The sequence below is a fragment of the Desulfosudis oleivorans Hxd3 genome (genome assembly GCF_000018405.1).
GTDB classification, from domain to species: domain Bacteria; phylum Desulfobacterota; class Desulfobacteria; order Desulfobacterales; family Desulfosudaceae; genus Desulfosudis; species Desulfosudis oleivorans.
In genome coordinates this window covers 1806111-1828530 of sequence record NC_009943.1, presented here as the reverse complement: position 1 = coordinate 1828530, position 22420 = coordinate 1806111, and the positions used below count along the sequence as shown (strand labels likewise).

21 protein-coding genes are annotated in these 22420 nt (G+C 57.5%); 14 read left to right on the top strand and 7 right to left on the bottom strand.

The annotated features are described in order from the left end of the window. Nucleotides 1-69: 69 nt before the first annotated feature. The 7 genes from DOLE_RS17280 (at nucleotide 70) to DOLE_RS07855 (ending at nucleotide 7485) form a co-directional block, all read left to right on the top strand. The gene (locus DOLE_RS17280) at nucleotides 70-1428 is read left to right on the top strand and encodes a methyl-accepting chemotaxis protein (protein ID WP_012174953.1); all 1359 of its coding nucleotides are present in this window, start codon (nucleotides 70-72) and stop codon (nucleotides 1426-1428) included. Then, nucleotides 1425-3350 (top strand): thioredoxin domain-containing protein, encoded by a 1926-nt coding sequence (locus DOLE_RS07880; RefSeq protein ID WP_012174952.1) that lies wholly within the window; start codon nucleotides 1425-1427, stop codon nucleotides 3348-3350. The genes DOLE_RS17280 and DOLE_RS07880 overlap by 4 nt, the downstream gene beginning before the upstream one ends. After that, a complete protein-coding gene (locus DOLE_RS07875) occupies nucleotides 3347-3916 on the top strand; it encodes a manganese efflux pump MntP (protein ID WP_012174951.1) in 570 nt (189 codons plus the stop codon). Before DOLE_RS07880 ends, DOLE_RS07875 begins: the two co-directional genes overlap by 4 nt. Before the next feature lie 111 nt (nucleotides 3917-4027). Beyond that, nucleotides 4028-4237: a hypothetical protein gene (locus DOLE_RS07870; RefSeq protein ID WP_012174950.1), complete on the top strand. Its 210-nt coding sequence runs from the start codon at nucleotides 4028-4030 to the stop codon at nucleotides 4235-4237. A 50-nt stretch (nucleotides 4238-4287) separates the two neighbouring features. Then, nucleotides 4288-4917: a rubredoxin-like domain-containing protein gene (locus DOLE_RS07865; protein ID WP_012174949.1), complete on the top strand. Its 630-nt coding sequence runs from the start codon at nucleotides 4288-4290 to the stop codon at nucleotides 4915-4917. A gap of 44 nt (nucleotides 4918-4961) precedes the next feature. Next, the gene (locus DOLE_RS07860; protein WP_012174948.1) at nucleotides 4962-5552 is read left to right on the top strand and encodes a LemA family protein; all 591 of its coding nucleotides are present in this window, start codon (nucleotides 4962-4964) and stop codon (nucleotides 5550-5552) included. A gap of 91 nt (nucleotides 5553-5643) precedes the next feature. After that, on the top strand, nucleotides 5644-7485 hold the full coding sequence (locus tag DOLE_RS07855; protein WP_012174947.1) for a M48 family metallopeptidase: 1842 nt from the start codon (nucleotides 5644-5646) through the stop codon (nucleotides 7483-7485). A 2-nt stretch (nucleotides 7486-7487) separates the two neighbouring features. On the opposite strand, the gene DOLE_RS07850 is transcribed toward DOLE_RS07855, so the two are convergent. Beyond that, on the bottom strand, nucleotides 7488-8531 hold the full coding sequence (locus DOLE_RS07850) for an NAD(P)H-dependent flavin oxidoreductase (RefSeq protein WP_041280958.1): 1044 nt from the start codon (nucleotides 8529-8531) through the stop codon (nucleotides 7488-7490). Nucleotides 8532-8763: 232 nt separating this feature from the next. On the opposite strand from DOLE_RS07850, the gene DOLE_RS07845 reads away from it, so the two are divergent. The 6 genes from DOLE_RS07845 to DOLE_RS07820 all read left to right on the top strand — a co-directional run bounded on the left by DOLE_RS07845 (nucleotide 8764) and on the right by DOLE_RS07820 (nucleotide 15397). Then, nucleotides 8764-9585 carry a class I SAM-dependent methyltransferase gene (locus DOLE_RS07845; protein ID WP_012174945.1) on the top strand — a complete coding sequence of 274 codons (822 nt, stop codon included), beginning with the start codon at nucleotides 8764-8766 and terminating at the stop codon, nucleotides 9583-9585. Beyond that, on the top strand, nucleotides 9566-10579 hold the full coding sequence (gene amrS / locus DOLE_RS07840) for an AmmeMemoRadiSam system radical SAM enzyme (RefSeq protein WP_012174944.1): 1014 nt from the start codon (nucleotides 9566-9568) through the stop codon (nucleotides 10577-10579). Before DOLE_RS07845 ends, amrS begins: the two co-directional genes overlap by 20 nt. A gap of 153 nt (nucleotides 10580-10732) precedes the next feature. Beyond that, entirely contained in the window at nucleotides 10733-11575 is an 843-nt protein-coding gene (locus tag DOLE_RS07835; protein WP_041280438.1) for a flavodoxin family protein, read from the top strand. A 109-nt stretch (nucleotides 11576-11684) separates the two neighbouring features. Then, nucleotides 11685-12467 carry a tetratricopeptide repeat protein gene (locus DOLE_RS17275; protein ID WP_012174942.1) on the top strand — a complete coding sequence of 261 codons (783 nt, stop codon included), beginning with the start codon at nucleotides 11685-11687 and terminating at the stop codon, nucleotides 12465-12467. 48 nt (nucleotides 12468-12515) lie between these two features. Continuing rightward, nucleotides 12516-13031: a PAS domain-containing protein gene (locus DOLE_RS07825; protein ID WP_012174941.1), complete on the top strand. Its 516-nt coding sequence runs from the start codon at nucleotides 12516-12518 to the stop codon at nucleotides 13029-13031. A gap of 32 nt (nucleotides 13032-13063) precedes the next feature. Next, nucleotides 13064-15397, top strand: coding sequence for a PAS domain S-box protein (locus DOLE_RS07820; RefSeq protein ID WP_012174940.1), 2334 nt, complete (start codon nucleotides 13064-13066; stop codon nucleotides 15395-15397). Between the two features lie 33 nt (nucleotides 15398-15430). Here DOLE_RS07820 and mutY read toward each other — a convergent pair whose 3' ends face one another. The 6 genes from mutY to DOLE_RS07790 form a co-directional block, all read right to left on the bottom strand. Further along, nucleotides 15431-16513, bottom strand: coding sequence for an A/G-specific adenine glycosylase (mutY, locus tag DOLE_RS07815; protein ID WP_012174939.1), 1083 nt, complete (start codon nucleotides 16511-16513; stop codon nucleotides 15431-15433). Next, on the bottom strand, nucleotides 16510-17556 hold the full coding sequence (locus DOLE_RS07810) for a lipase chaperone family protein (RefSeq protein ID WP_012174938.1): 1047 nt from the start codon (nucleotides 17554-17556) through the stop codon (nucleotides 16510-16512). Before DOLE_RS07810 ends, mutY begins: the two co-directional genes overlap by 4 nt. Nucleotides 17557-17680: 124 nt before the next feature. Then, on the bottom strand, nucleotides 17681-18028 hold the full coding sequence (gene hypA / locus DOLE_RS07805; protein WP_012174937.1) for a hydrogenase maturation nickel metallochaperone HypA: 348 nt from the start codon (nucleotides 18026-18028) through the stop codon (nucleotides 17681-17683). Nucleotides 18029-18078: 50 nt separating this feature from the next. Beyond that, complete coding sequence (locus DOLE_RS07800; RefSeq protein WP_012174936.1) at nucleotides 18079-19329, bottom strand: phosphoribosylaminoimidazolecarboxamide formyltransferase; 1251 nt, start codon at nucleotides 19327-19329, stop codon at nucleotides 18079-18081. A 34-nt stretch (nucleotides 19330-19363) separates the two neighbouring features. Further along, nucleotides 19364-20041, bottom strand: coding sequence for a phosphoribosylaminoimidazolecarboxamide formyltransferase (locus DOLE_RS07795; protein ID WP_012174935.1), 678 nt, complete (start codon nucleotides 20039-20041; stop codon nucleotides 19364-19366). 286 nt (nucleotides 20042-20327) lie between these two features. Then, complete coding sequence (locus DOLE_RS07790; protein WP_012174934.1) at nucleotides 20328-21641, bottom strand: EAL domain-containing protein; 1314 nt, start codon at nucleotides 21639-21641, stop codon at nucleotides 20328-20330. A 447-nt stretch (nucleotides 21642-22088) separates the two neighbouring features. On the opposite strand from DOLE_RS07790, the gene trxA reads away from it, so the two are divergent. Continuing rightward, nucleotides 22089-22418, top strand: a complete 330-nt coding sequence (gene trxA / locus DOLE_RS07785) for a thioredoxin (RefSeq protein ID WP_012174933.1) — start codon at nucleotides 22089-22091, stop codon at nucleotides 22416-22418. Nucleotides 22419-22420: the final 2 nt, after the last annotated feature.

The following is a 22420-nucleotide window of genomic DNA, read 5'->3' as shown; positions in this document are numbered from 1 at the left end:
TAGATTTACCGTTGCTGATGAATATGCGATTATATTAGGAATTCATCTTTCAACGCACGGAGGCCGACCATGAACCCCAAATCCTATTTTTTGCGCCGGTACGACAACGCATCCTTTCTGCAGCAACAGAAAGCCGCGGCCCTGATGTATGTGGCCCTGGCATTTATTGTGCTGTTCGTGCTCGTGGCGGCCGTTACCCTGCCCATGGGGCTCAGTCATGAACCGGTGGCCTCCCTGATCGCCTACATCGTTGCCATCGGCGCTTTTGCCGCCGTGCTGTTCATCATGCGGGCGGGCCACTATTATTTCGCAGCCCATTTTCTGGTCCTCTTCACGACCCTTCTCATTCTTGTCTATATTCACCGGGAGCCTAACGGCATCGACAATTTTGCCGGCATCCTCCATTTCACCTACCTGGTCATCGCTCTGGCGGCCCTGTTTGCCACGCGCACGGTTCTGACCATCAGCACCGTGCTTTTTATCGCCGGCTGGCTGGCCTATCTCTTCAGAAGTCGGCCCCTGATTGATGAGGCCCTGCTCCCTTACGCCACCAAGACCAGCAGCTATTTTCTGATTATGCTGGTGCTGATCTATCTTGTTTCCAATGCCATCATCGCCATTGCCAACAATGCGTTGAAAAAAATGCGGCAGGAATCGGACAATAACCGGCGGCAGAAAGAGACACTGGCCGATATTCTGGAATCGGTGCGCCAGGTATCCGGAGAACTGACACGGTCGGCGAGTGACCTGATGGAGACCGCCAATGACCTGCGGGACGGCACCGCCAGCCAGGCGGCCAGCGTGGAAGAGATATCCTCCTCCATGGAAGAGATCGGTACCACGGTGGCCATGAACGCGGACAACGCCCAGCAGACCGATCGGATCGCCCAGAAAACGGCCCAGCGCACCGATGAGGGCGGCGTGGTCTTCAGGGACACCATGGAGGCCCTGCGCCAGATCGCCGAACGAATCGGCATCATCGACGGCATCGCCTACCAGACCAACCTGCTGGCGTTAAACGCCGCCATTGAAGCGGCCCGGGCCGGTGAACACGGCAAAGGATTTGCCGTGGTGGCTGGCGAAGTGCGGCAGCTGGCGGAAAAGACCCGCTCCGCCTCCCAGGAGATCAATGCCCTGGCATCGGAAAGCATGAAGATTGCCGACACCTCAAGCGAGCTTTTCATGGAGATCATTCCGGACGCGAAGAAAACAGCGGAGCTGGTCCAGGAGATATTTGGCGCCTCCCATGAGCAGAATATGGGAATTCAGCAGATCAACACCAGCATGGAGCAGCTCAGCGCCACCACCGAGGGCAATTCCGCCGTTGCCCGGGAGCTGGGGAAAATGGCCCAGTTGCTCATGGACAGCGCCAGGCTCCTGACCGACAAGGTAAGCACCCGGGCGCTTTCGGACACCAGCGCGACATGAACGCAAACACTCCCGGGTCCAACCACCTGGCAGACGAAAAAAGTCCCTACCTGCTCCAGCACGCCGATAATCCCGTCGATTGGTACCCCTGGTCGGATGCGGCCATTGCCCGTGCCCGACAGACCGACCGGCCCATTCTGCTTTCCATCGGCTATGCCACCTGCCACTGGTGCCACGTGATGGCCCATGAATCCTTTTCCGATCCGGACACGGCCGCTCTCATGAACGCCCATTTTGTCTGCGTCAAGGTGGACCGGGAAGAGCGACCCGATATTGACCGGCTTTACATGACCGCGGTCTCAGCCATCACCGGCTCCGGCGGGTGGCCGTTAAACGTGTTTCTGGAGCCCCATGCCCTTGCCCCGTTTTTCGGGGGCACCTATTTCCCGCCCCGGCCGGGCCGGACCCTGATGATCACCTGGCCCGACCTGCTTCAGCAGATCGCCGACGCCTGGGAAAACCCGGACAAACGATCCTCCCTTTTGGCTTCTGCCGACAGCATCACCACTTTTCTTGAATCAGCGCTCACCGGCACCCGGCATCGGCCGGCCGAAGGCGATGCTGAACTGACGGGAATTTATAAAAAGGCCCTGGATGCATTTACCGGCATGTACGACTCCCAAAGCGGCGGTTTTGGTCCGGCGCCCAAGTTCCCCATGCCCGCCATTATCAATTTTCTGCTTGCCTGTGCCGCGACCGACCCGGCCGCCGATCTCGGCCTTGATACACGACAACGGGAAAAGGCTCTGGGCATGGCGATTCACACCCTTTCGGCCATGGCCAGGGGCGGTATTTACGATCAACTGGGCGGCGGCTTTCACCGCTACTCCACAGACGAGCGGTGGCACCTGCCCCATTTTGAAAAAATGCTTTACGACAACGCCCAGCTGCTGGCCTGCCTGGCAGACGCGTATGCGCTTACCGAAAACAACAGCCTGCTTTGCCGCGCCCGGCAAACGGCAGACTATATATTAAAAGAGATGACCCATCCGGAAGGCGGCTTTTATTCCGCCCAGGATGCGGACAGCCCTGAATCGGCGGGTGCCGGAAAGAAGGTTGAAGGCGCCTTTTACGTATGGGAGGCACGGGAGATCGAATCCCTGCTGGATGCCCCCGCGGCAAAACTATTCATGTCCCACTTCGGTGTGCGGCCCGAAGGCAACGTTTCCGGCCCCCATGCCGCGGAATTTTCCCACAAAAACGTGCTTTACGGGACCGGCCCGGTGGACCAGGCCGCTAAAACCTTCGGTCTTTCGGAACAGGAAACACAAGACCTTCTGCAAACAGCCCGGCAAACCCTGCTGGCCCACCGAAAGCACCGGCCAGCGCCGGATACCGACGACAAGATCATCACCGCGTGGAACGGGCTGATGATCTCCGGTCTGGCGAAGCTGTACCGGGTGACCCGGGAGGCGCAATACCGGGATGGCGCGGTCAAAGCGGCCCGGTTTATTCAAACGCACCTGTATGATCCGCAAACCCATCACCTGGCGCGCATCTGGCGTGCCGGAGAGGCCCGCATCGACGGCATGGCCGAAGATTACGCGTTTCTGGCCCAGGGGCTGATTGATCTTTATGAAGCGAATGCAGATGCTTTCTGGCTGGCATGGGCCATCGACCTTTCCGAAGAGGTGCTGGCGTCTTTTTATGATTCGAAAAACGGCGGTATCTTCATGACCGGTAAGGGCCATGATCCCCACCTGCTCCTTCGCATGAAGGAGGACACCGACAATGTGATGCCAAGCGCCGGTTCAGTGGCGGCACGAAATTTTTACCGCCTTTCCGCTTATACCGGCCGGAACGACTTTTCCGACGCGGCACGGGCCACGATAAACGCCCTTATCCCGTTGCTTGAAGAACACCCTTCGGCGGCACCCCTGCTGCTGACCGCCACCATGAAACAGACTACCAGAGGACGATGAACACGCTCACCATTTTCGGCATTGCCGTTGCCCTGGCCATGGACGCTTTTGCCGTCTCCATTGCGGCAGGGGTCTTTCTGCGCAGCATCGGCCTTCGTCACTACTTTCGCCTGGCCTGGCACTTCGGCCTGTTCCAGGCCCTGATGCCCATTGTCGGCTGGTATGCCGGGCTGTCGGTGCGGGGCCTGATTGAACGGTATGATCACTGGATCGCCTTTTTTCTGCTGGCCTTTGTCAGCTTCAACATGATCCGGGAATCCTTTGACGCCGGTGAGAATCACACAAAGGCCGACCCCACCCGGGGGCTTCGCCTGGTGCTGCTGTCGATTGCCACCAGCATCGACGCCCTGGCTGTGGGGTTGAGCCTTTCAGTATTGAATGTATCGGTGTGGATGCCGGCGACTGTCATCGGCATCACCGCCGCCGTGTTTACCGTTGGTGGCCTGATGATGGGAAGCCGGGCCGGTGACATTCCCTGGCTGCGCCGGTACGCCGACCGTGTGGGCGCGGGCGTACTGCTCTTTATCGGCCTGCGGATTCTTTATGCGCATGGTGTTTTTTATTAAAGCACCGCCTGCGGGGCCGAATATTGCCTCTGAATAAAATTACTGGTAAGATTCCCCCTCACTGGCACAAAAACAGCAGATATCTGAAAAAACGGCACCAAGGAGAAGATCATGACAAAAAAATTCAAGCAGAACTGTGTCTGCAAACACTGCGGCAATGAAGGCGAGATGGAGATCACCTGCTCCCTGATCGAGGTGCAGGCGGCGGAAAGCAAAAAAGAGGCGGCGGAGAAGACTCACACCCACGAAAAGGTCCAAGTAAAGGGCCGGGGGGTATGCACCTCCTGCGGAAATGAAGCGGATATGTGGATCGACTTTTGATTGGCTGAAACAGCCTGATTCCCTGGGAAACGGAACACAAGGAGATCAAAATGCGAAAGTGGAAGTGCGAGGTGTGCGGTTACATCCATACAGGCGACAGCCCGCCGGACAAGTGCCCGGTGTGCGGAGCGGACAAAAGCCAGTTTACCGAAATAACCGAGACCGACGCTGCCCCGGCGGCGGAAGCAGGACAGCCGAAGACGCCGGCGACCGCGGCAGTTGAACCTGAAGCCCCGGCCCGGCAGACGGCCTTTGACTTCCTGCTTGGCCTGGTGGTCAAGCACCACGCTCACCCCATCGCCACCCACATTCCCAACGGCGTGATCCCGGTGTCGGTGCTGTTTATTCTCATATCCGCCCTGCTCAACGTGGAGGTCTTTGCCAGGGCCGCCTACCTGAACATGGTGGTGGTGGTACTCTCCCTGCCCGTGGTGCTGTTTACCGGATGGGTCGAGTGGCAAAAGAAATACAAAGGCGCAATCACACCCCTGTTTATTACCAAAATCGCCTGCGCCGGCCTGGTGTCGGTGCTGGCCTTTACCAGCGCGGCCTGGCTGATGATCGATCCTCAGGTGACGGCCTCTTCGGGCAAGTGGTCTTTTGTGCTGCTCAACATTGTACTGCTGGGCGCGGCCGGTGTGGCCGGCCATATCGGTGGGAAACTGGTTTTCAAGGACTGATACAGGGGGATATCCCCCCATAACCCGTCACGTGTGGAGGAGCCATGATCCCAATTCTTGTTTTTCTGGGTCTCATTCTGGTGCTGATCATTGTTGTTGTAGGACTCTACAACAACCTGGTCACGCTCCGTAACCGTTTCAAGAATGCCTTTGCCCAGATCGACGTCCAGTTGAAGCGGCGTTATGATCTGATTCCCAACCTGGTGGAGACCGCCAAAGGGTACATGAAACATGAACGGGAGGCCCTGGAAGCAGTGGTTCGGGCCAGAAGCAGCGCCATGAACGCCAGCGACAGGGCCGCCAAGGCCCCTGGAGAACCCGCTGCCATGCAGGGGCTGGCCAGCGCCGAAGGGGCCCTGTCCGGAGCCCTGGGCCGCATCTTCGCCCTGGCGGAAAGTTATCCCGACCTGAAGGCCAACCAGAACATGCTGGCCCTGCAGGAAGAGCTCACCTCAACGGAAAACCGGATCGCCTTTGCCCGGCAGGCCTTTAACGACGCGGTGACCAGCTACAACATCGGTCGTGAAAAATTTCCCAACAACATCGTGGCCAACATGTTTAATTTCGCGCCGGCCGAGCTCCTGGAATCCACCGAGGCACCGGAAGAGAGAAAAGCGCCCAGAGTCTCCTTTTAATCGGTATCGCCTTCCACCTGAGACAGGCCGCTTTTTGAGGGACTTTCATGGATTTTTTTGATCAGCAGGACAGGGCCAGAAAAAAACCGGCATGCTTGTGGGACTTTTCATCCTTGCCGTCTGCCTGGTGATCTTTGCGGTCTATGCCGCCGTGATGGGGGTTGTCATTTATAACAGCTCCGATCCGCACATCTCCTTCTTTCACCCCCAGCTCTTTTTCACGATTACAGTCATCACCCTGGCCGTTATCTTTATCGGCAGCGCCATAAAGATATCGGCCCTTTCAAAAGGGGGCGGATATGTGGCGGAACGCATGGGCGGCACCCTGGTCAGCCCCTCCACCCAGGATCCGGACCAGCGGCGGCTGCTCAACGTGGTAGAGGAGATGGCCATTGCATCGGGAACACCGGTGCCACCGGTCTATTTAATGGAAACAGAAGCCGGCATCAATGCCTTTGCCGCCGGCTTTTCCCCCGGCGACGCGGTTATCGGAGTTACCCGGGGGGCCTGCCAGCAGCTGACCCGGGAAGAGCTGCAGGGCGTGATCGCCCACGAGTTCAGCCATATCTTAAACGGCGACATGCGGCTTAATATCCAGCTGATGGGCTACCTCGGCGGCATCATGGTGATCTCCGCCATCGGTGAGACCATTCTGCGCAGCACCAACTTTCGTTCCTCCCGTTCCGGCAGAAGCGGCAAAGGCGGGGGCCAGGTCCTGATTCTCGCCTTCTTGCTGCTGGTCATCGGATATTTGGGCGTGCTGATCGGCCGGCTGATTCAAAGCGCTGTCTCCCGGCAGCGGGAGTTTCTGGCCGATGCCTCGGCGGTCCAGTTTACCCGCAGTACCGGTATTGCCGATGCCTTAAAAAAAATCGGCGGGTTTCCCGATGGGTCAAAGATCGAGTCGCCTGGAGCCGGCGAAGCGTGTCACATGTTTTTCAGCAAGGCCATCTGGTCCCTGTTTGCCACCCACCCTCCCCTGGTCGACCGCATTCAGAAAATAGAACCGGGCTTTACAGGGGTATTCATTACCGAAACCATTCCGGCAAACCCTGTGAACGGAATCCAGCCCCTGGCGCCGATGCAGTCCGGCCGGGACCGGCCCACCCCTGCGGACACGGTCAGAAACAGCGTGGGCAACATCACGCCGGACAACGTGGCCTATAGCGCCGCCGTGCTGGCCGCCATCCCCGAACCGGTAAAAGAAGAGGCCAAAGACATTCTGGGGGCATGGGCCGTTGTCTGCGCCCTGTTGTTGGACAAAGCTCCTGAACAGCGGCAGAACCAAATTCGGGCCCTTGGCCGAACAGCTTCTGATCCGCTTTTACGCCAGCTGGCGATTGTGACGCCTCGCATAAAGGGCCTTGCCCCGGAGTTGCGACTCCCGGTCCTTGATATTGCTGTTTCCGCACTGCGGCAAATGTCTCCAGAGCAGTATGCCGTTTTCCAGGAGCATATTCGCATACTGGTGGAAGCAGACGGTAAAATGAGCCTTTTTGAATTTGTTTTAAAAGAGGTGATCCACTACCGGCTCCAGGCTGTGCTTGTTCCTTCCGGACCGAAAGTGCCCTACCGGAACATTAGTCCCCTGGCGGATGATGTCGCGGTCCTGCTTTCCGCCCTGGCCCACGCAGGGCACAGGAAGCGGTCATCGGCTGAAGGCGCGTTTCAGGCCGCCGTGGTCGCCCTGCCCCTGAGAGGGGAGAAGATGACCCTGAGAGCCGATCTTTCCTTTGCCGCCCTCCATCAGGCACTGGAGCGGTTTGCCCGGGCCTCTTTCGGCGTAAAAAAGGCGATTTTTGACGCCTGCTGCCAGTGCGTCCTTTTTGACGGCACCGTATCGGTCACCGAGGCCGAGTTGCTGCGGGCCGTTGCCTATGCCGTGGGTATTCCGGTTCCCCCGTTTGCGGAGATCGCCGGTATTCGGCAGTAACCCTATTCCTGCCCCATTCCTGCCGCCAGCCTTGCTCGGGCCGATGCCGCTTCAATAAGAATCTTCTCCATGACCTGGCCGACGGTCAGGGTTTCGTCAATAAGGCCGGTCACCTGGCCCATGAGAAAGACCCCCCGTTTCTGATCCCCGTCATCAATGGCCAGTTTGACGGCGCGAAAGGCATTGGCCATGCGGGCCAGCTGTTTCGACCGGCGATAGCCGGACAACAGGATGCCGGCCATGGCCGCAATCCATGGGAACCCGTATGCCCGGGCCGCGAAACGGGAGTTGGCAAGGGCCTTGAACAGGTAAAGCCGGTCGGCCATCATTTTTCTGGCGCCCGAAGAGTCCAGTGCCCGACAGGGCAGGCCGTCGATCCGGTCTGAATAAACCGTGTCTTCCACCGCTTTCTGGTTGCAGAGCTGCTTCATGGTGTCGTGAACCGGGCTTTCCCGGGTATTCATGAAACGGGTGCCCATGGCCACGCCTTCGGCCCCCAGCACAAGGGCCGCGGCCAGCCCCCTGCCGTCGGCAATGCCGCCGGCGGCGATTACCGGGATGTTCACCCGGTCCACAATGCCGGGGATCAACACCATGGAAGCCACGGCTCCACCATGGGCCGCGGCCTCATGGCCGGTCACGATCAGGGCGTCGGCCCCGTGTTTTTCAGCTGACAGGGCATGTTTTGCCGTGGTCACTGTGGCCACGACTTTTCCGCCGTACCGGTGGACCACATCAGCCACTTGTTCTCCACTGCCAAGCGTGTAGTTGACCACCGGCACCTTTTCTTCCACCAGCACCGCCATCTTCTCTTCAGCGCCTGGAATCAGAAGCGGCACGTTGGCGCCAAAAGGCCGGTCCGTTATCCTGCGCGTCCGCCGGACCGCCTGCCGGGTCTGCTCCAGGGTAAGATCGGCCGTGGCCAGCAGCCCCAGTCCCCCGGCATTGCTCACCGCGCCGGCCAGTTCCGGCGTGCTGACCCCGGTCATGCCGGAAAGCAATACCGGATATTCGCATTCCAGAAGTTGTGTCACCGCTGTTTTCATAAGCTTTCCTTTTTGAAAATTCATTTGTAAAACCCTTTGAATGTACCATAAACCCGCCCCCATTCATTATAGTTTTTAACACCTCGATCCTTCTCTTTCTCTTAATCTTAATCTTGCGCTTAATCGCTCTTTTCGTTTCGATACCGATGCCGATTTCGATACCGATTTCGATTTCAATGAAGGGATTGGATAATCCCTTGAAAAAACCCTTATACTTCTTTATTCTACGCCCATGGGATATGTCTTCGACTTCAGGGACGCGGAGGCCTATGAAAAATGGGCCGCAGATGAACGGCATGCATCCGTTATCCGGCTTCAGACCGGCCTGATGCTCGACATGCTCAGACCGGCCCGGGGAGAGTCAGTGCTGGATATCGGATGCGGCACCGGCCTGATCATGCGTGTCTTTATGGACAGGGGCCTTCAGGTCACGGGCATTGATCCGTCTCCCTATATGCTGGAGGTGGCGGAGAAGCAACTGGGCAGACGGGCCTGCCTTCACCGGGGCGTTGCCGAAGACCTTCCTTTTGACGACAACGCCTTTAACCATGCCGTTCTCTTTACCACCCTGGAATTTGTCAACAACCCGCTTCAGGCACTGGAGGAGGCCTGCCGGGTGGCCAAGGACCGGCTCTTTGTGGGCGTGCTCAACCGGTATGCCCTGATCAGCCTTCAGCGCCGCCTCAAGGGGGTCTTTACCGACACTATTTACAACAGGGCGCGCTTCTTCAGCGTATGGGAACTGACCGCCATGCTGCGAGGACTGCTGGGGAACGTGCCCATTGAGTGGAAAAGTGTCTGCCACCTGCCCCTGTCCGCCGGCCGGTTGACCCAGATACTGGATGCCTCAAGGCTGGCCCGGCGCACCCCTTTCGGCGCGTTTGTCGGGGTCTCAGCCCAGCTTGTACCAAGGTTTCGTACCCGGCCCCTGGAACTGAAATACGCCCCGCCCAAGCGCGGGGAGGCAGTTGCCGGCTCCCTGCCGGCCGGAACCCTGAATGCAAAAAACAACGCCAAGCACATGAGGTGTCACCGTGGAAGCCCTTCTTTATGAAAAGCAGGAAGACGGCAGTGTCATCTGCGGCCTGTGCAACCACCGCTGCCATATCCGGACCGACGGCTACGGGAAATGCAAAGTCCGGCAGAACATCAACGGAACCCTGGAGACCCTGGTTTACGGCAAACTGATCGCCATCCACCCCGACCCTGTTGAGAAAAAACCCTTATACCATTTTTTGCCCGGTACCCTCACCTACTCCATCGCAACAGTGGGGTGCAATTTCCGCTGCGCCTTCTGCCAGAACATGGACATCTCCCAGATGCCCAGGGAACAAGGAAAAATCGAGGGCACGCTCTTTTCTCCCGAAGAGGTGGTGGCCGATGCCCTGCGCCACCAGTGCAAGAGCATTTCCTTTACCTATACCGAACCCACGGTCTTTTTTGAGTTCGCCTATGACACGGCCAGGCTGGCCCAGGCAAACGGCCTGAAAACCGTGTTTGTCTCCAACGGGTATATGACCACCGACGCCATCGACAAAATCGCGCCCTGGCTGGACGCGGCCAACATCGATCTGAAGTCCTTCAGTGATGAATTTTATAAGGATCTCTGCGGCGCCCGGCTGGAGCCGGTCAAGCAGAGCCTTACCTACCTCAAGGCCCGGGGCATCTTTCTGGAGGTCACCACCCTGCTGATTCCCGGATTAAACGACAGCCCGGCGGAAATCAAGGCCATGGCCGACTTTATCGTCTACACCCTGGGCCCCCGCACCCCCTGGCACATCAGCCGGTTTCACCCGGCCTACAACATGCCCGATGTATCGCCCACGCCGGTGGGCAGGCTGACCGAGGCTTATGAGATCGGTAAAAAATCGGGGCTGAAGTATGTCTATATCGGCAATGTTGCCGGCCACGCCGGCAGCAACACCTACTGCCCCAATTGCGGAGAAACCCTGGTCAAGCGGGCCGGGCATTTTCAGCTTCAGGAGTACATGATTCAGAACGGCTGCTGCACGCACTGTTTTACCCCCATTGACGGCGTGGGCATGTGATGTTTCCTTTTCACCGCATTTAAGGGAACTTCGAAAAATTAAATTCCACGCAGAGACGCAAAGGACGCAAAAAAAGCATAAACACTGCGTGTAAGGCAGGGGGCACAAACCTTTGCGAATTTTTAGAGATGGCCTTAATAAATGGAGAAGCGATTGAAAAAAAAATTGATGGGCCTGATCGGGTCCTACCGCAAGACAGGCAACTCGGAAATCGTTGCAAAGGCCGTTGCCCGTCAAATGGGCGATAACTGGCAGCTCTCCCTGGTCCGGCTGCCGAAACTCTCTGTTGCCCCGTGCCGGGGGTGCTATGCCTGCCTGATACCGGGCAAGACATGCATGATCGAAGACGACCTGGCATGGCTGCTGGAACAGATTAAACAGGCCGATGCCGTGATCATGGCGGCCCCCAACTACGCACTGGGGCCGGTGGGGATCGTGAAGATGATATCGGACCGGGTGTTGCAGGCGGCCCACTACTTTCAGGCGTTTCAGGATATCTCCACCGCCGTGGTCCTGACCCTGGGTCTGGAGAAATACAACGGCATCGCACAGACCGCCCTGTGCGTTCAGACCGCCTCCCTGGGGCTCAACGTGGTTAGCGTGGAAAGCTTTGTGGGGACCCATCCGGGAGAAGTGGCCAGGGCCGGTTCATTTGATGCAAAGGTCGAGGCCATCGCCGAGGCCCTGATACGGCCACCGGCGGATCATGAAAAACAGGCCGGCCCGGGCCGTTGCCCCCGCTGTTTTTCCGACCTGTTCCGGCCCCATGCCGACGGCGACCTGGAATGCGCAATCTGCAAATCACGGGCCCGCCAGAACGGCCCGGACCTGGACTTTCACTATTTTGACCCGGAGTTTACAAAAGAGGGCCAGATGAAGCACATGGCCTGGCTTCTGGGCAAAAAAGAGGAGTATGAGACCATCAAGGATGAGCTCAAGGCAATTCGGGAGAAGTATCGGGACGGGGAGTGGGAGAAGCCGGGCGAAGAATCATAGAAATGCGGGGGCATTCCTTTTATAAACCAAATCGGTATCGAAAGCGCCATCGTGCCGAACGCTATACCAATTTCAGTGGAAAAAACCTGGCAGAAAACGGGAGCTATTTATGAAAAGCAAAAGAGGGTTCTATTTACCGATAGTTTTTTTCTCTATTTTGATTCTGGTTGCGCTGGCGCCGTCGGCCCATGCCCGGGCCGATGAAGCAGCGGACCGCTTTAAAAGCCTCATGGAACAGGGGTGGGCCCTTGAAGGGCAGATGCATGTAGACCTTGCCAACCTGGACAGAGCCATCGCGGTCCACAAAGAGGCCCTGGCCCTGGCGCCGGACAATGACGAGGCCATGTGGCGACTGGCGGAGGTAATCTTTAAAAAATCAGAAGAGGTGACGGATAAAAAAGAACGGAAAACCATGGTAGAACGCACCATTCTGCTTGCCGAACAGGCCCTGGCCGTCAATTCAAAGTCGGTGGGCGGCATGTACTGGGCCGGCACCGCCTATGCCCGGCTGGCCGACATGTCAGGGCTCTTTTCCGCCGCCGGCCAGGTCAAGCAGGCCAAGGCCTATCTTCACCAGGCCATTGACACCGATCCGAACCACCGTCTGGCAGTTCTGTCCGGCGTGATTCTGGCCAAGATATATTCCGAATCGCCCTGGCCCATAAAGGACATGGAACAAGCCGTTGACCTTGCCCGATGGGCCGTTGCAAAGGATCCGAACCTCACCCTTGCCAGCCTGACCATGGGACGCATTCTCCTTGCAAAGAATGAAACAGCGGCGGCCCGCACCGAACTGAACCGGTGCCTGACCACGGAACACCCCACCTATGTATGGGACGCGGTCCTGTACGACTGGCCCGAGGCAAAAACGGTGCTGGCCGGTATCAAGTAAAAATAGTGGGTCCGGTGGACTTCGTGTTTATCAGCAGAAAGGATCACCATGAAACAGGTCTGCGCCTGGTGCGAAAAAGCACTCGGGTCTGATGAAGCATATGCGTCGGACGGAGACATCAGTCACGGGATCTGCTCCCAGTGCGCGATTAAACTCTCCGGCTTTGAGCCGCGCACGGCAAAGGAGGTACTGAATTACGTGCAGGAGCCTGTTTTTGTGCTCAATCCTGATGGTGTTGTTACCGGTGCCAACCAGAGCGGACTGGAGATGCTGGGCAAAAACATGGAAGAAATCGAAAACGCCCTGGGGGGCGATGCTTTTGAGTGCTCCTATGCCGACGAGGAGGGCGGCTGTGGCAACACCCTGCACTGTAAAACCTGCGCAATCAGAAACACGGTGATGGATACCCTTGCCACGGGTAAGGGGTATAAAAATATACCGGCCTTTCAAAGCATAAAAACAGAAGCCGGCATAAAGATACTCAAGTTTTACATATCCACCGAAAAGGTAGGAGAAAGCATACTGCTGCGAATCGACAGCGTTTCAGATACCGGCAAGAACTGAAAGGCGGTCTGGCACCGCCATGAGAGACGCCAATGAACGACGACAGACAGGCCACCGGGGCAATAAAGGACTACGTCTATACGGTCATCATTGAAAACGGCGTGGCCGTGGCGACAAAACAGGGGCCCGGCTGTGAGGCGGTAACAGGCTTTGGCGCCGATGCCTTTGAAAAAGACCCTGAACTCTGGCTGAGCCGTATACCGGACGAGGACCGCGACCGCGTCACCGGAATGATCAATCTTGCCGCCGCCGGCAGGGATGCGGTCTCCGTCGAGCACCGGTTCGTCCATCAGGACGGGCGCACGCGCTGGCTAAGAAACACGCCGGTCCTCCACTGGGAGGGGCCCGGCCCCCGTTCGCGGTGTCTGAGCCTGATTCAGGACATTACCGAGCACAGAGAGGCCGATGCGGCCCTTCGGGAGAGCCGGACCATGCTCAACCGGGTGATCGACACCGTGCCCCAGTCCATCTTCTGGAAAGATACAAAAGGTCGTTACCTGGGCTGCAACAGGGCCTTTGCAAAGGCCGCCGGTCTTGACCACCCCCGTCAGATCGTGGGCAAGACCGATTTTGAGCTGCCATGGCCCAGGGAGACGGCAGAAAGCTACCGCGCATCCGACCGGGAGGTGCTGGAAAGCAACAGTCCACGCCTTCATGTGGTTGAACCGATGCAGCAGGCGGATGGCGAACGCCTGTGGGTCAACGTGTCAAAAGTACCCCTGGTGGATGAAACCGGTCTCCCTTTTGCCGTGCTGGGCATCTACGAGGACATCACCGAACGCAAGCAGATGGAAGATGAGCTGCTGCGGGAAAAAACCTTTATCGAGGCCATTTTCAACAGTGCACCGGGCATGCTGTATCTGTATGACACCAATGAGCGGCTGGTCCGGTGGAACAAAAAACATGAAACGATGTCGGGCTACACTTCCGACGAGTTAAACGGCATGCATATCCTCAAGTGGTTCGAAAATGATGAAAAAAGCATCAAGGCCATACTTGAGGGAGTTCAGGCAACCATGGAAAAGGGCTCCGGAGAGGCCGAGGCCGACCTGCAGAAAAAGGACGGCACCACCATTCCCATGTATTTCACGGGCAGTCGATTAACCATTGACGACCAGCCCTACCTCACCGGCATCGGCATCGACATCACCGAACGCCGGCGGGCCGCGGAAGAAAAGGAAAAACTTCAGGCCCAGCTGCTTCAGGCCCAGAAAATCGAATCCGTGGGAAGGCTGGCCGGCGGCGTGGCCCACGATTTTAATAACATGCTCAATGTTATTCTGGGCCACGCGGCCCTGGCATTAAGTACCCTGGCCGATGACGATCTCATGCGCGGCCACCTGGAACAGATTCAAAAGGCCGCGGACCGGTCCGCCGGCCTAACGCGCCAGCTTCTGGCCTTTGCCCGTAAACAGACTGTGGCGCCAAAGGTTCTTGAACTGAATGCCACCGTGGCCAGCATGCTGGAGATGCTGCTGCGGCTTATCGGTGAAGACATTGACCTGGCCTGGCATCCGGGCGCACATCCAATGCTGATAAAAATGGACCCCTCCCAGGTCGACCAGATTCTGGCCAACCTGTGCGTCAACGCCAGGGACGCCATTGAAGGCACGGGAAAAATCACCATTGAAACCGGTACCGCGGATTTTGATGAGGCCTACTGCGCTGAACACCCGGACTGCATACCCGGCGCCTATGCCCTGCTGGCCATCAGCGACAACGGTGCCGGCATGGATCCCGAAACCATATCCCACCTGTTCGAGCCCTTTTTCACCACCAAGGAGATGGGCAAAGGCAGCGGCCTGGGCCTGGCCACGATCTATGGCATTGTCAGGCAGAACAATGGATTTATCAACGTATACAGCGAACCGGGCACAGGAACAACCTTCAAGGTCTACCTGCTCCGGCATACAGACGAAGGGATGGCACCGGCACCGGTCAAAAAGGTCTTTGCGCCCCTTGCCCGGGGCCACGAAACCATCCTGCTGGTGGAAGACGAAGCCCTGCTGCTGGACATGACCGCGACCATGCTCAGGCTCCAGGGCTACACGGTTCTGGCGGCTTCCACCCCGGGAGAGGCCATGCGCCTGGCCAGGGAGCATGCCGGCGACATTCACCTGCTGATGACCGACGTGGTCATGCCTGAAATGAACGGCCGGGACCTGGCCACCAGAGCGCTGTCCCTGCGGCCCGGAATCAGGCTTCTGTTCATGTCCGGCTACACGGCCAATGTCATTGCCCACCACGGCGTGCTGGACGACGGCGTTCACTTTCTTCAGAAACCCTTTTCAGCCAAAGAGCTGGCCGCCAGAGTGCGGGAGGCACTGGATGAAAACGACGGGGGCACACCACCGGCGATCGATTAAATTAAGAGTTCCAGTCCGGTCGACACAAAAGGATCAAGGAGGGAGGGCGCCCGCCAGTGCGGCAAAGGCCTTGTGCATGGCCCTGTGAAAAGGATATTGGCCAATATCTTTCATGCGGATCCAGTGGTGGGCCTGGTACCCGTTTCTTTTTACTCGGCCGGAGACAACGTCGCAGGCAAACAGGTCCATGGTGATTTTAAAATGGGTGTAGGCATGGGCAACCCGGGCAAGGCGCGGGCCGGGGAAAACCGTGAGACCGACGCTCTCCAGAACGGCCCGGCAACAGGCATCGGCCGGGTTTTCAGGCTTTTCTACTCGGCCCCCGGGCATCTCCCACAGCCCGGCCAGAAGACCGGTTGCCGGCCGACGCACAATAAGAAACCGGTTTCCTTTTTTTACCAGCCCCACAGCCAGATGATGGTGAGGGTTTTTTCTGGCGGCCAGCCGCCTGGGGAAATCGGTGACGCGCCCGGCCTGATGGGCCCCACAGAACGATGCTACAGGACATTGGTCGCACAGGGGCCGGCCCGGTTTGCACACCAGGGCGCCCAGCTCCATCATCGCCTGATTAAAGGTGCCGGGATCTTTGAAAGCCAGCAGCAGGCGGGCCTTTTCAAGAAACACCCTGTGGTTTGAGGGCCGGTTGACCGGCTCGTCCAAAAGAAAAAGCCTTGCCAGGACCCGCTTGACATTGCCGTCGACCACCGGCAGCGGATGGCCGAAGGCGATGCTGGAGACCGCCGCGTTAATATAGTCCCCCACGCCGGGCAGCCGGCCAAAGGTTTCAGGGGTGCGGGGAACGCGCTTTTTACCGCCGGCAACGATTTGCCGCGCGGCCTTGTGAAGGTTGGCTGCCCGGGCATAGTAGCCCAGACCCTCCCACAGCTTTAAAACATCCTGAAGCTCGGCGACCGCCAGGGTCCCGATATCGGGAAAGGCCTGCAGAAACCGCCGGTAGTAATCAACCACCGTGGCAACCTGGGTCTGTTGCAGCATCACCTCGGAAACCCAGATGTGATAAGGGTTTTTCGATCTTCGCCACGGCAGGTCCCGCTGATGGGCCGTATACCAGCGCAGCAGCCGGCGCTGGAACGGCCCGGCGGAAAACAGTGTCATGGATGCTCATCCGGCGGAAGCAGCTGCTCGCCATACACCTCCATGGCCAGGGCACGCAGGGCCGCGTCTTTCTCCTCCTGGCTCAGTCTGTCATTTTCCAGGATCTGCTGTTTCTCCTGCTCAAACCGCTCGTCCGCCTGCTGCTGCTGAGCCATCTGAACATCAATAGCCTCAAGCTGGGCAACGACCTCGGGGGAAAAATAGCGGTTGCGAAACGCTTTTACCATCTCTTCCCGCTGGGTATCGGTCTCCATTTCCGCCATGTCCCTGGCGTAAACCTGAAGCTTTTCCCGGTAGCGGTGAAAGGGCTGAGAGTAATCATTTATCGCCTGGGCCTGGTCTCCCCACATCTCTTCGGTGAGCCGGTCGATGCGGGCCTCCTTTTCCTGGCCATACAGGTGGGTATCCCCGGCGACCGCGCTTCTGCGAAGCGCGTACTCACGGGTCTTGATATCGGCACCAAACAGGGCATCGGCCACGTCCGCACCCAGGTATTCCCTGCGGAACTGCTGGGCCTCGGCCAGCAGCCGCACCACTTCGGCGGCGGTTTTCGGTTCCGGACGGTCGGCGAGCATTTCAGAAAGCTCCAGTTCGCAGGTCAGGTAACTTTCATACAGGCTGTAAAGCATGCCGGCCCTCTCTTCGGGCAGTTGCTCAAACAGCAGGGCCTTGACCTTTTCCAGGTGGGACGGCAGGTCCGGGCTGTCGGCAAAAAGGGCCCCCAGGTAGTTAAAATAGGCCAGGGTAGCCACGCTGATGGTAAATGTATCGGTCATATAGGTTTCAGGGTTTACTTCACTACCCGGCCGGAGCTGACCCTCTTCCGTCATGAATTGATCGGCCAAATCCCTGGCGCCGGAAATCTCCTCCAGGCTGACCGGATAGGTGCTGTCAAAAATATACTCGCCGGGCATGACCGTCTGCGTTTCAATCGTGCCGTTGATCCAGGCGGCCTGCACCGCCACCAGAACGGCAAAACCGGCGGCCAGTATCGCCACCACCGTAAACAGGGCGGCCAGAATGTTGCTCATTGAATTTTTCATCAGCGTTCTCCTTATGATGTGGCAGGCCGGCGGCACGCCTTAACGGCCAGCCGCGGGTCATGGGTTGATTTTAGGATGCTTCCGGGAGTCGATTTCGATACCGATACCGATTTTGATAAAAATGTTATTCTTTTAATTCGATGGAAACGATATCCAGCTCCCGGCCGGACAAAATATCCACCTCCCCTGCCCTGCATGTTTCGCACGAAAAATCAGGACCTGTGATGATCCATTCATGGCCGCACTGCTTGCACCGGGCCACCACCGGCACCTCCTCAATGACAAGCTCGGCGCCGGCCAGGGGCGTATCCTGCGTGGCGATGTTGAAACAGAAGGTCAGGCTTGTCGGCACCACCGCGGTCAGCTTGCCCACCCGAATGTTCACCTTTGCCACCGAAGGATTTTCGATCCCCGAAGGAATGGCTCCGCCGGCAATCTCCACAATCTGCATGGCAATACCCATTTCGTGCATGAATGATCCCCCGGTTTTGCGGTGAATTTTAATTTCCAGAAAGTCTCGGGTTAATGTTTAAAACTGCGCTGGCCGGTAAACACCATGGCGGCGCCGGCCTGGTTGCAGGCCTCAATGGACTGGTAATCGTTCTGTGAGCCGCCCGGATGAATCACGGCAGACACCCCCTCTTTTAATCCCACGTCCACGCCGTCTCGGAACGGGAAAAAGGCGTCGCTGATCATGGCCGCCCCGATCAGGCCCCCTTTTTCTTTGGCCACCCGTTCGTCTATGGCCGCCTTTTTCTGCGGATCGGAAAGATCGGCGTAGGAAATGCCGTGGTTCTCAAAGCAATAACGGTCGGCCAGCTTCCGGTATGCCTTGTCCCTGGCGATTTCAGCCACGCCCACCCGATCCTGCTCGCCGGTGCCGATGCCCACGGTGACCTCGTCCCTGACGTAAATCACCGAGTTGGAGGTCACACCCGACTCCACCAGCCAGCCAAACAGCATGTCGGTATACTCCCGGTCTGTGGGCTGGCGGTCGATGGTGTAGAGTTTCCCCTTGTATTCACATTGGGCCGGCAGCAGGTCGGCTTTGGTGCGAACTGTCGGCACAAAGGACCACTGGGCAATAATGCCGCCGTCGATCAGGCTTTTAAAATCCACAAACCGCTTTCCCACAAAGCTTTCCAGCTTGTCCATGGCGCGAATGCGGATCACCCGCAGGTTTTTACGGGAAAAGAGAACCGGCAGCACCCCCTCCTCGAAATCCGGGGCCACCACCACCTCGGCGTACTGGGCCGATATGGCCTCGGCCGTGGGTTTATCAACGGGCCGGTTGAGCGCGATACACCCGCCAAAGGCCGCGATGCGATCGGCCATGTAGGCTTTGGCAAACGCCTCTTCCAGGGAGGCGGCCCTTGCCACGCCGCAGGGATTGTTGTGTTTGACGATCACAGCCGTGGGCCTGTCGCTGAAGTAACGCAGAATGTTCAAGGCATTGTCGGTGTCGGTGAGGTTGGTCTTGCCCGGGTGTTTGCCGGATTGAAGCAACTCCACGTCAGAGGCGAGATACCGGCCTGGCGCAATGGTTTCAGTATCCCCCAGCACCAGGCTGCCGTTGACCAGCCGGTAAAGGGCCGCCTCCTGGCCCGGGTTTTCACCGTAGCGCAGTCCCTTTTCAACCCCGTCGATGGTCCATGTGGCTTTTTCAAAAAACAGGGTCTGCCGCCGGTCGTCATCCGCAAAGGCGATCTCCATGCGCGGCGGAAAGTGATCGTCCATGATGGTGGTGTAACTTTTCTTGATATCGTCGGCCATGGGTCTCTCCTGGTGCTGTTTTACGCCCGCCGGGCTACATGCGGTAACACGCCTTTACGTCGTTGATGGTCTGCTTTTTCAGGTAATCGGCAATGGCCCGGTCATAGGCGGCCGTATGGTCAAAGGCCTTCTGGGCCAGCTCGAACCGGGTGTCCAGGGAGAGGGCGCCCTGGCGGTGCTCCATTTCATCGGCCACGGTATTATAATCCGCCGGGTCCACCACGGATGCCACCCGCAGGAAATTCTTGGCCGAGGCCCGCACCATGCACGGCCCGCCGATGTCGATGTTGCCCCTGGCCTGTTCCGGCGTCACATCCGGCCTGGCAACGGTCTGGGAAAAGGGATAAAGGTTGACCACCACCATGTCGATGGCCACGGCGCCGGTGCGTTTCATGTCCCGGGCATGGGATTCGTTGTACGTTTCGGTGAGCAGGCCCAGGTAGATTTTAAAATCCAGAGTCTTGACCAGGCCGCCCTGGGTTTCAGGCTGGCCGGTGTAATCCGATACCTGGGTCAGGACCGATTTTGCCGCGCTGCCGAAAATCTCGTAAATCTTCTGGTAGGTGCCGCCCGTGGAAAAGATATGCACATCCGGATTGATGCGCACCAGCCGGGTGACAAACTCCTCAAGGCCGGTCTTGTCCGACACGCTGATTAACACATTGGAAATGGGAACATACTCGTCGATTTGGGATACAGTGTTGATGCTCATCTTTGCTCCACGCCGCATTCTTTTTATAATGCGGCTTCCTCCTTTTTATATTTTTTTCGGAATCGGGATCGCTATCAGAATCGGCAGCTCCCCGGCGCTTCGACAAATCAATTCCACCCGAGTGTATCGGATAGACGGCCCGGTCCGCAAGGGGTTTTTTGGATAAATGAGGTATAGCAAGACGAAAGGAGCGCGCGATGTCTTCTGTGGAGACTGCACCTGGATTTTATCGCAACAGTCTTTTAAAAGTACTCATTCGTGTCGAAACTTTCGTGAAACATTGGAACTACACCGGCCTGTTGATATCAGAGAGTGTGCGGGAAGGACCGGCAAACAGAAATCCCTGGGCAAAGGGCACACCGATCTTTTTCAGGGCTTCATACTCTTCTTTTGTTTCCACGCCCTCGGCAATCACCTGGGAGCCGATGTTTTTCGACAGGGTCACAAGGGCACGAATGATCTCCTGCTTCATGTAGCTTTTGTCCACGCCCTTGACAAAGGAGATGTCCACCTTCATGAAGCCGGGGTTGAGCTCCATGATGCGCTCCAGGTCCGAATAGCCGGTACCGATATCGTCGCCGGCATGCACGATGCCCACGTCGGTATAGTCGCGCATGGCCCCACGGAACAGGTCGTAGTTGTCGATGGCCAGTTTTTCGCTGATTTCAAACACCACGTTCTGGGGCTTGATCTCCAGGTCTTCAAACAGCTGCTGAAGGTAAAGGCCCCGGAACTCGGGATCGTGAATGGTCATGGACAGGGTGTTGACAAAAATCTTTCTGTCGGTGTCGAGATGCTGGGCCGCCTCCAGGGCCGTGCGGCGGCACAGCCGGTCCAGCTCAAAAGAGAGGCCGAACTCGGAGGCCACCAGAAACAGGTGCCACGGGCTGGCAAACTCGGTTCCCTCCGGCCCCCTGGAAAGGGCTTCGTATCCGATGACCTCAAGGGAGTTCAGGTCCACGATGGGCTGAAACACGGAGTAAACCTTTTTTTCAATGATGATGCGCTGAAGATCATAGCGGGAAACATAGCTGCGCTTGGCGGCCATGAACTCGCCCATTTTCTTGGCGTCCCTCACCAGCTGACGGATCAGGCGCATGCTGCTGACCATGGGATTTTTAATGCTTAAGGCATAGCCGATGTTGGGCCGGGCGCACTCCTTTAAAAAGGGATAGAGCAGGTCGAAGACCTGCTGTTCCATGTTCACGCGAATACGGTCGGCAATGTCCTCCAGGTGGACCACCAGCCGGGTTTCCTGTTCCCTTGGCGCCGACAGAAAGATCACAAAGGTATCGGCGTCGTAAAGGTCCACCACAAACACGTCCTTGCCCCGGAACTCCCGGTCCTTGAGTTCTTTTAAACTTTCGGTGATCCGGCCCAAAAGAAAGTTGTACGAGGTGCTGCCGTACTGGTATTCGATGCGGGAGAGGGCCTCCACCTGAACGGTGATGCAGGCCATGTAGCCCAGCTCATTTAATATGGCCTCGACCCGGTCATACTCCTTGATGACCGTGGGCATCTCAAGGGTCCGGTCCCAGTAAAAGCCTTCGGGTATGGTGACGGAAACGTGCTCGCCTGCTTTCTCTTTTTTTTCGTTCATCGGCTCCCCTCAGTGTTCTGAAATCACCCGTCCCCTTCTCCTGTATGTTTTCGAACGGGTAAACGGCTATGATCAGGCACTATAGCCACCCGACCGGACGGCTGTCAAGACAGGAAAATTGATGGCTTCGTAAAAAGCCCAATATCTGCGTTGCGCTGCACCCCTCGTCACTGCGGCGTACGACAAGTACGCCTCATTCCTCGGGGTTTGCGACGCCTTGATCTTGAACTTTTTACTTTGCCATCCCAAATAGACTTTTTATGAGTTCATTGAATTTAAATCGGTTATAAAAGACGGGCATGCGGGGAGTATTGCATCTGAAACTACCCTGTGGTAGGTTTATTTGAGGCAGCATTCGCTGACTCGTTTCCAGAACCGCCGGAACCGGATTTTAAAAACCGTAAAAGGCGTAACGGACAATCGACAACGAACAAGGAGAACGTGACAATGGGGGACAAGGTATTAAGCATCAGTGACGGCAGTTTTGAAGCAGAGGTGATCCAGGCGGAGATGCCTGTCTTTGTGGACTTCTGGGCCCCCTGGTGCGGCCCGTGCAAGGCTATTGGCCCGCTGGTGGAAGAACTGGCCGCCGCCTATGAAGGCAAAATCAAGTTTGCCAAGTGCAACGTGGATGACAACCCCTCCACTCCGACCAAGTTCGGCATTCAGGCCATTCCCACCCTCATTATTTTCAAGGGGGGAGAAGTGGTGGAGCGGATTACCGGCATGGTGCCCAAGGCCAAGCTGGAAGCGGCTTTGAATAAAGCATTGGAATAGAA

Excerpts from the sequence above, each read along its gene's own strand:
- DOLE_RS17280 (WP_012174953.1), top strand. The coding sequence starts at position 70 with ATGAACCCCAAATCCTATTTTTTGCGCCGGTACGACAACGCATCCTTT.
- DOLE_RS07880 (WP_012174952.1), top strand. The coding sequence starts at position 1,425 with ATGAACGCAAACACTCCCGGGTCCAACCACCTGGCAGACGAAAAAAGT.
- DOLE_RS07875 (WP_012174951.1), top strand. The coding sequence starts at position 3,347 with ATGAACACGCTCACCATTTTCGGCATTGCCGTTGCCCTGGCCATGGAC.
- DOLE_RS07870 (WP_012174950.1), top strand. The coding sequence starts at position 4,028 with ATGACAAAAAAATTCAAGCAGAACTGTGTCTGCAAACACTGCGGCAAT.
- DOLE_RS07865 (WP_012174949.1), top strand. The coding sequence starts at position 4,288 with ATGCGAAAGTGGAAGTGCGAGGTGTGCGGTTACATCCATACAGGCGAC.
- DOLE_RS07860 (WP_012174948.1), top strand. The coding sequence starts at position 4,962 with ATGATCCCAATTCTTGTTTTTCTGGGTCTCATTCTGGTGCTGATCATT.
- DOLE_RS07855 (WP_012174947.1), top strand. The coding sequence starts at position 5,644 with ATGCTTGTGGGACTTTTCATCCTTGCCGTCTGCCTGGTGATCTTTGCG.
- DOLE_RS07850 (WP_041280958.1), bottom strand. The coding sequence starts at position 8,531 with ATGAAAACAGCGGTGACACAACTTCTGGAATGCGAATATCCGGTATTG.
- DOLE_RS07845 (WP_012174945.1), top strand. The coding sequence starts at position 8,764 with ATGGGATATGTCTTCGACTTCAGGGACGCGGAGGCCTATGAAAAATGG.
- DOLE_RS17275 (WP_012174942.1), top strand. The coding sequence starts at position 11,685 with ATGAAAAGCAAAAGAGGGTTCTATTTACCGATAGTTTTTTTCTCTATT.
- DOLE_RS07825 (WP_012174941.1), top strand. The coding sequence starts at position 12,516 with ATGAAACAGGTCTGCGCCTGGTGCGAAAAAGCACTCGGGTCTGATGAA.
- DOLE_RS07820 (WP_012174940.1), top strand. The coding sequence starts at position 13,064 with ATGAACGACGACAGACAGGCCACCGGGGCAATAAAGGACTACGTCTAT.
- mutY (WP_012174939.1), bottom strand. The coding sequence starts at position 16,513 with ATGACACTGTTTTCCGCCGGGCCGTTCCAGCGCCGGCTGCTGCGCTGG.
- DOLE_RS07810 (WP_012174938.1), bottom strand. The coding sequence starts at position 17,556 with ATGAAAAATTCAATGAGCAACATTCTGGCCGCCCTGTTTACGGTGGTG.
- hypA (WP_012174937.1), bottom strand. The coding sequence starts at position 18,028 with ATGCACGAAATGGGTATTGCCATGCAGATTGTGGAGATTGCCGGCGGA.
- DOLE_RS07800 (WP_012174936.1), bottom strand. The coding sequence starts at position 19,329 with ATGGCCGACGATATCAAGAAAAGTTACACCACCATCATGGACGATCAC.
- DOLE_RS07795 (WP_012174935.1), bottom strand. The coding sequence starts at position 20,041 with ATGAGCATCAACACTGTATCCCAAATCGACGAGTATGTTCCCATTTCC.
- DOLE_RS07790 (WP_012174934.1), bottom strand. The coding sequence starts at position 21,641 with ATGAACGAAAAAAAAGAGAAAGCAGGCGAGCACGTTTCCGTCACCATA.
- trxA (WP_012174933.1), top strand. The coding sequence starts at position 22,089 with ATGGGGGACAAGGTATTAAGCATCAGTGACGGCAGTTTTGAAGCAGAG.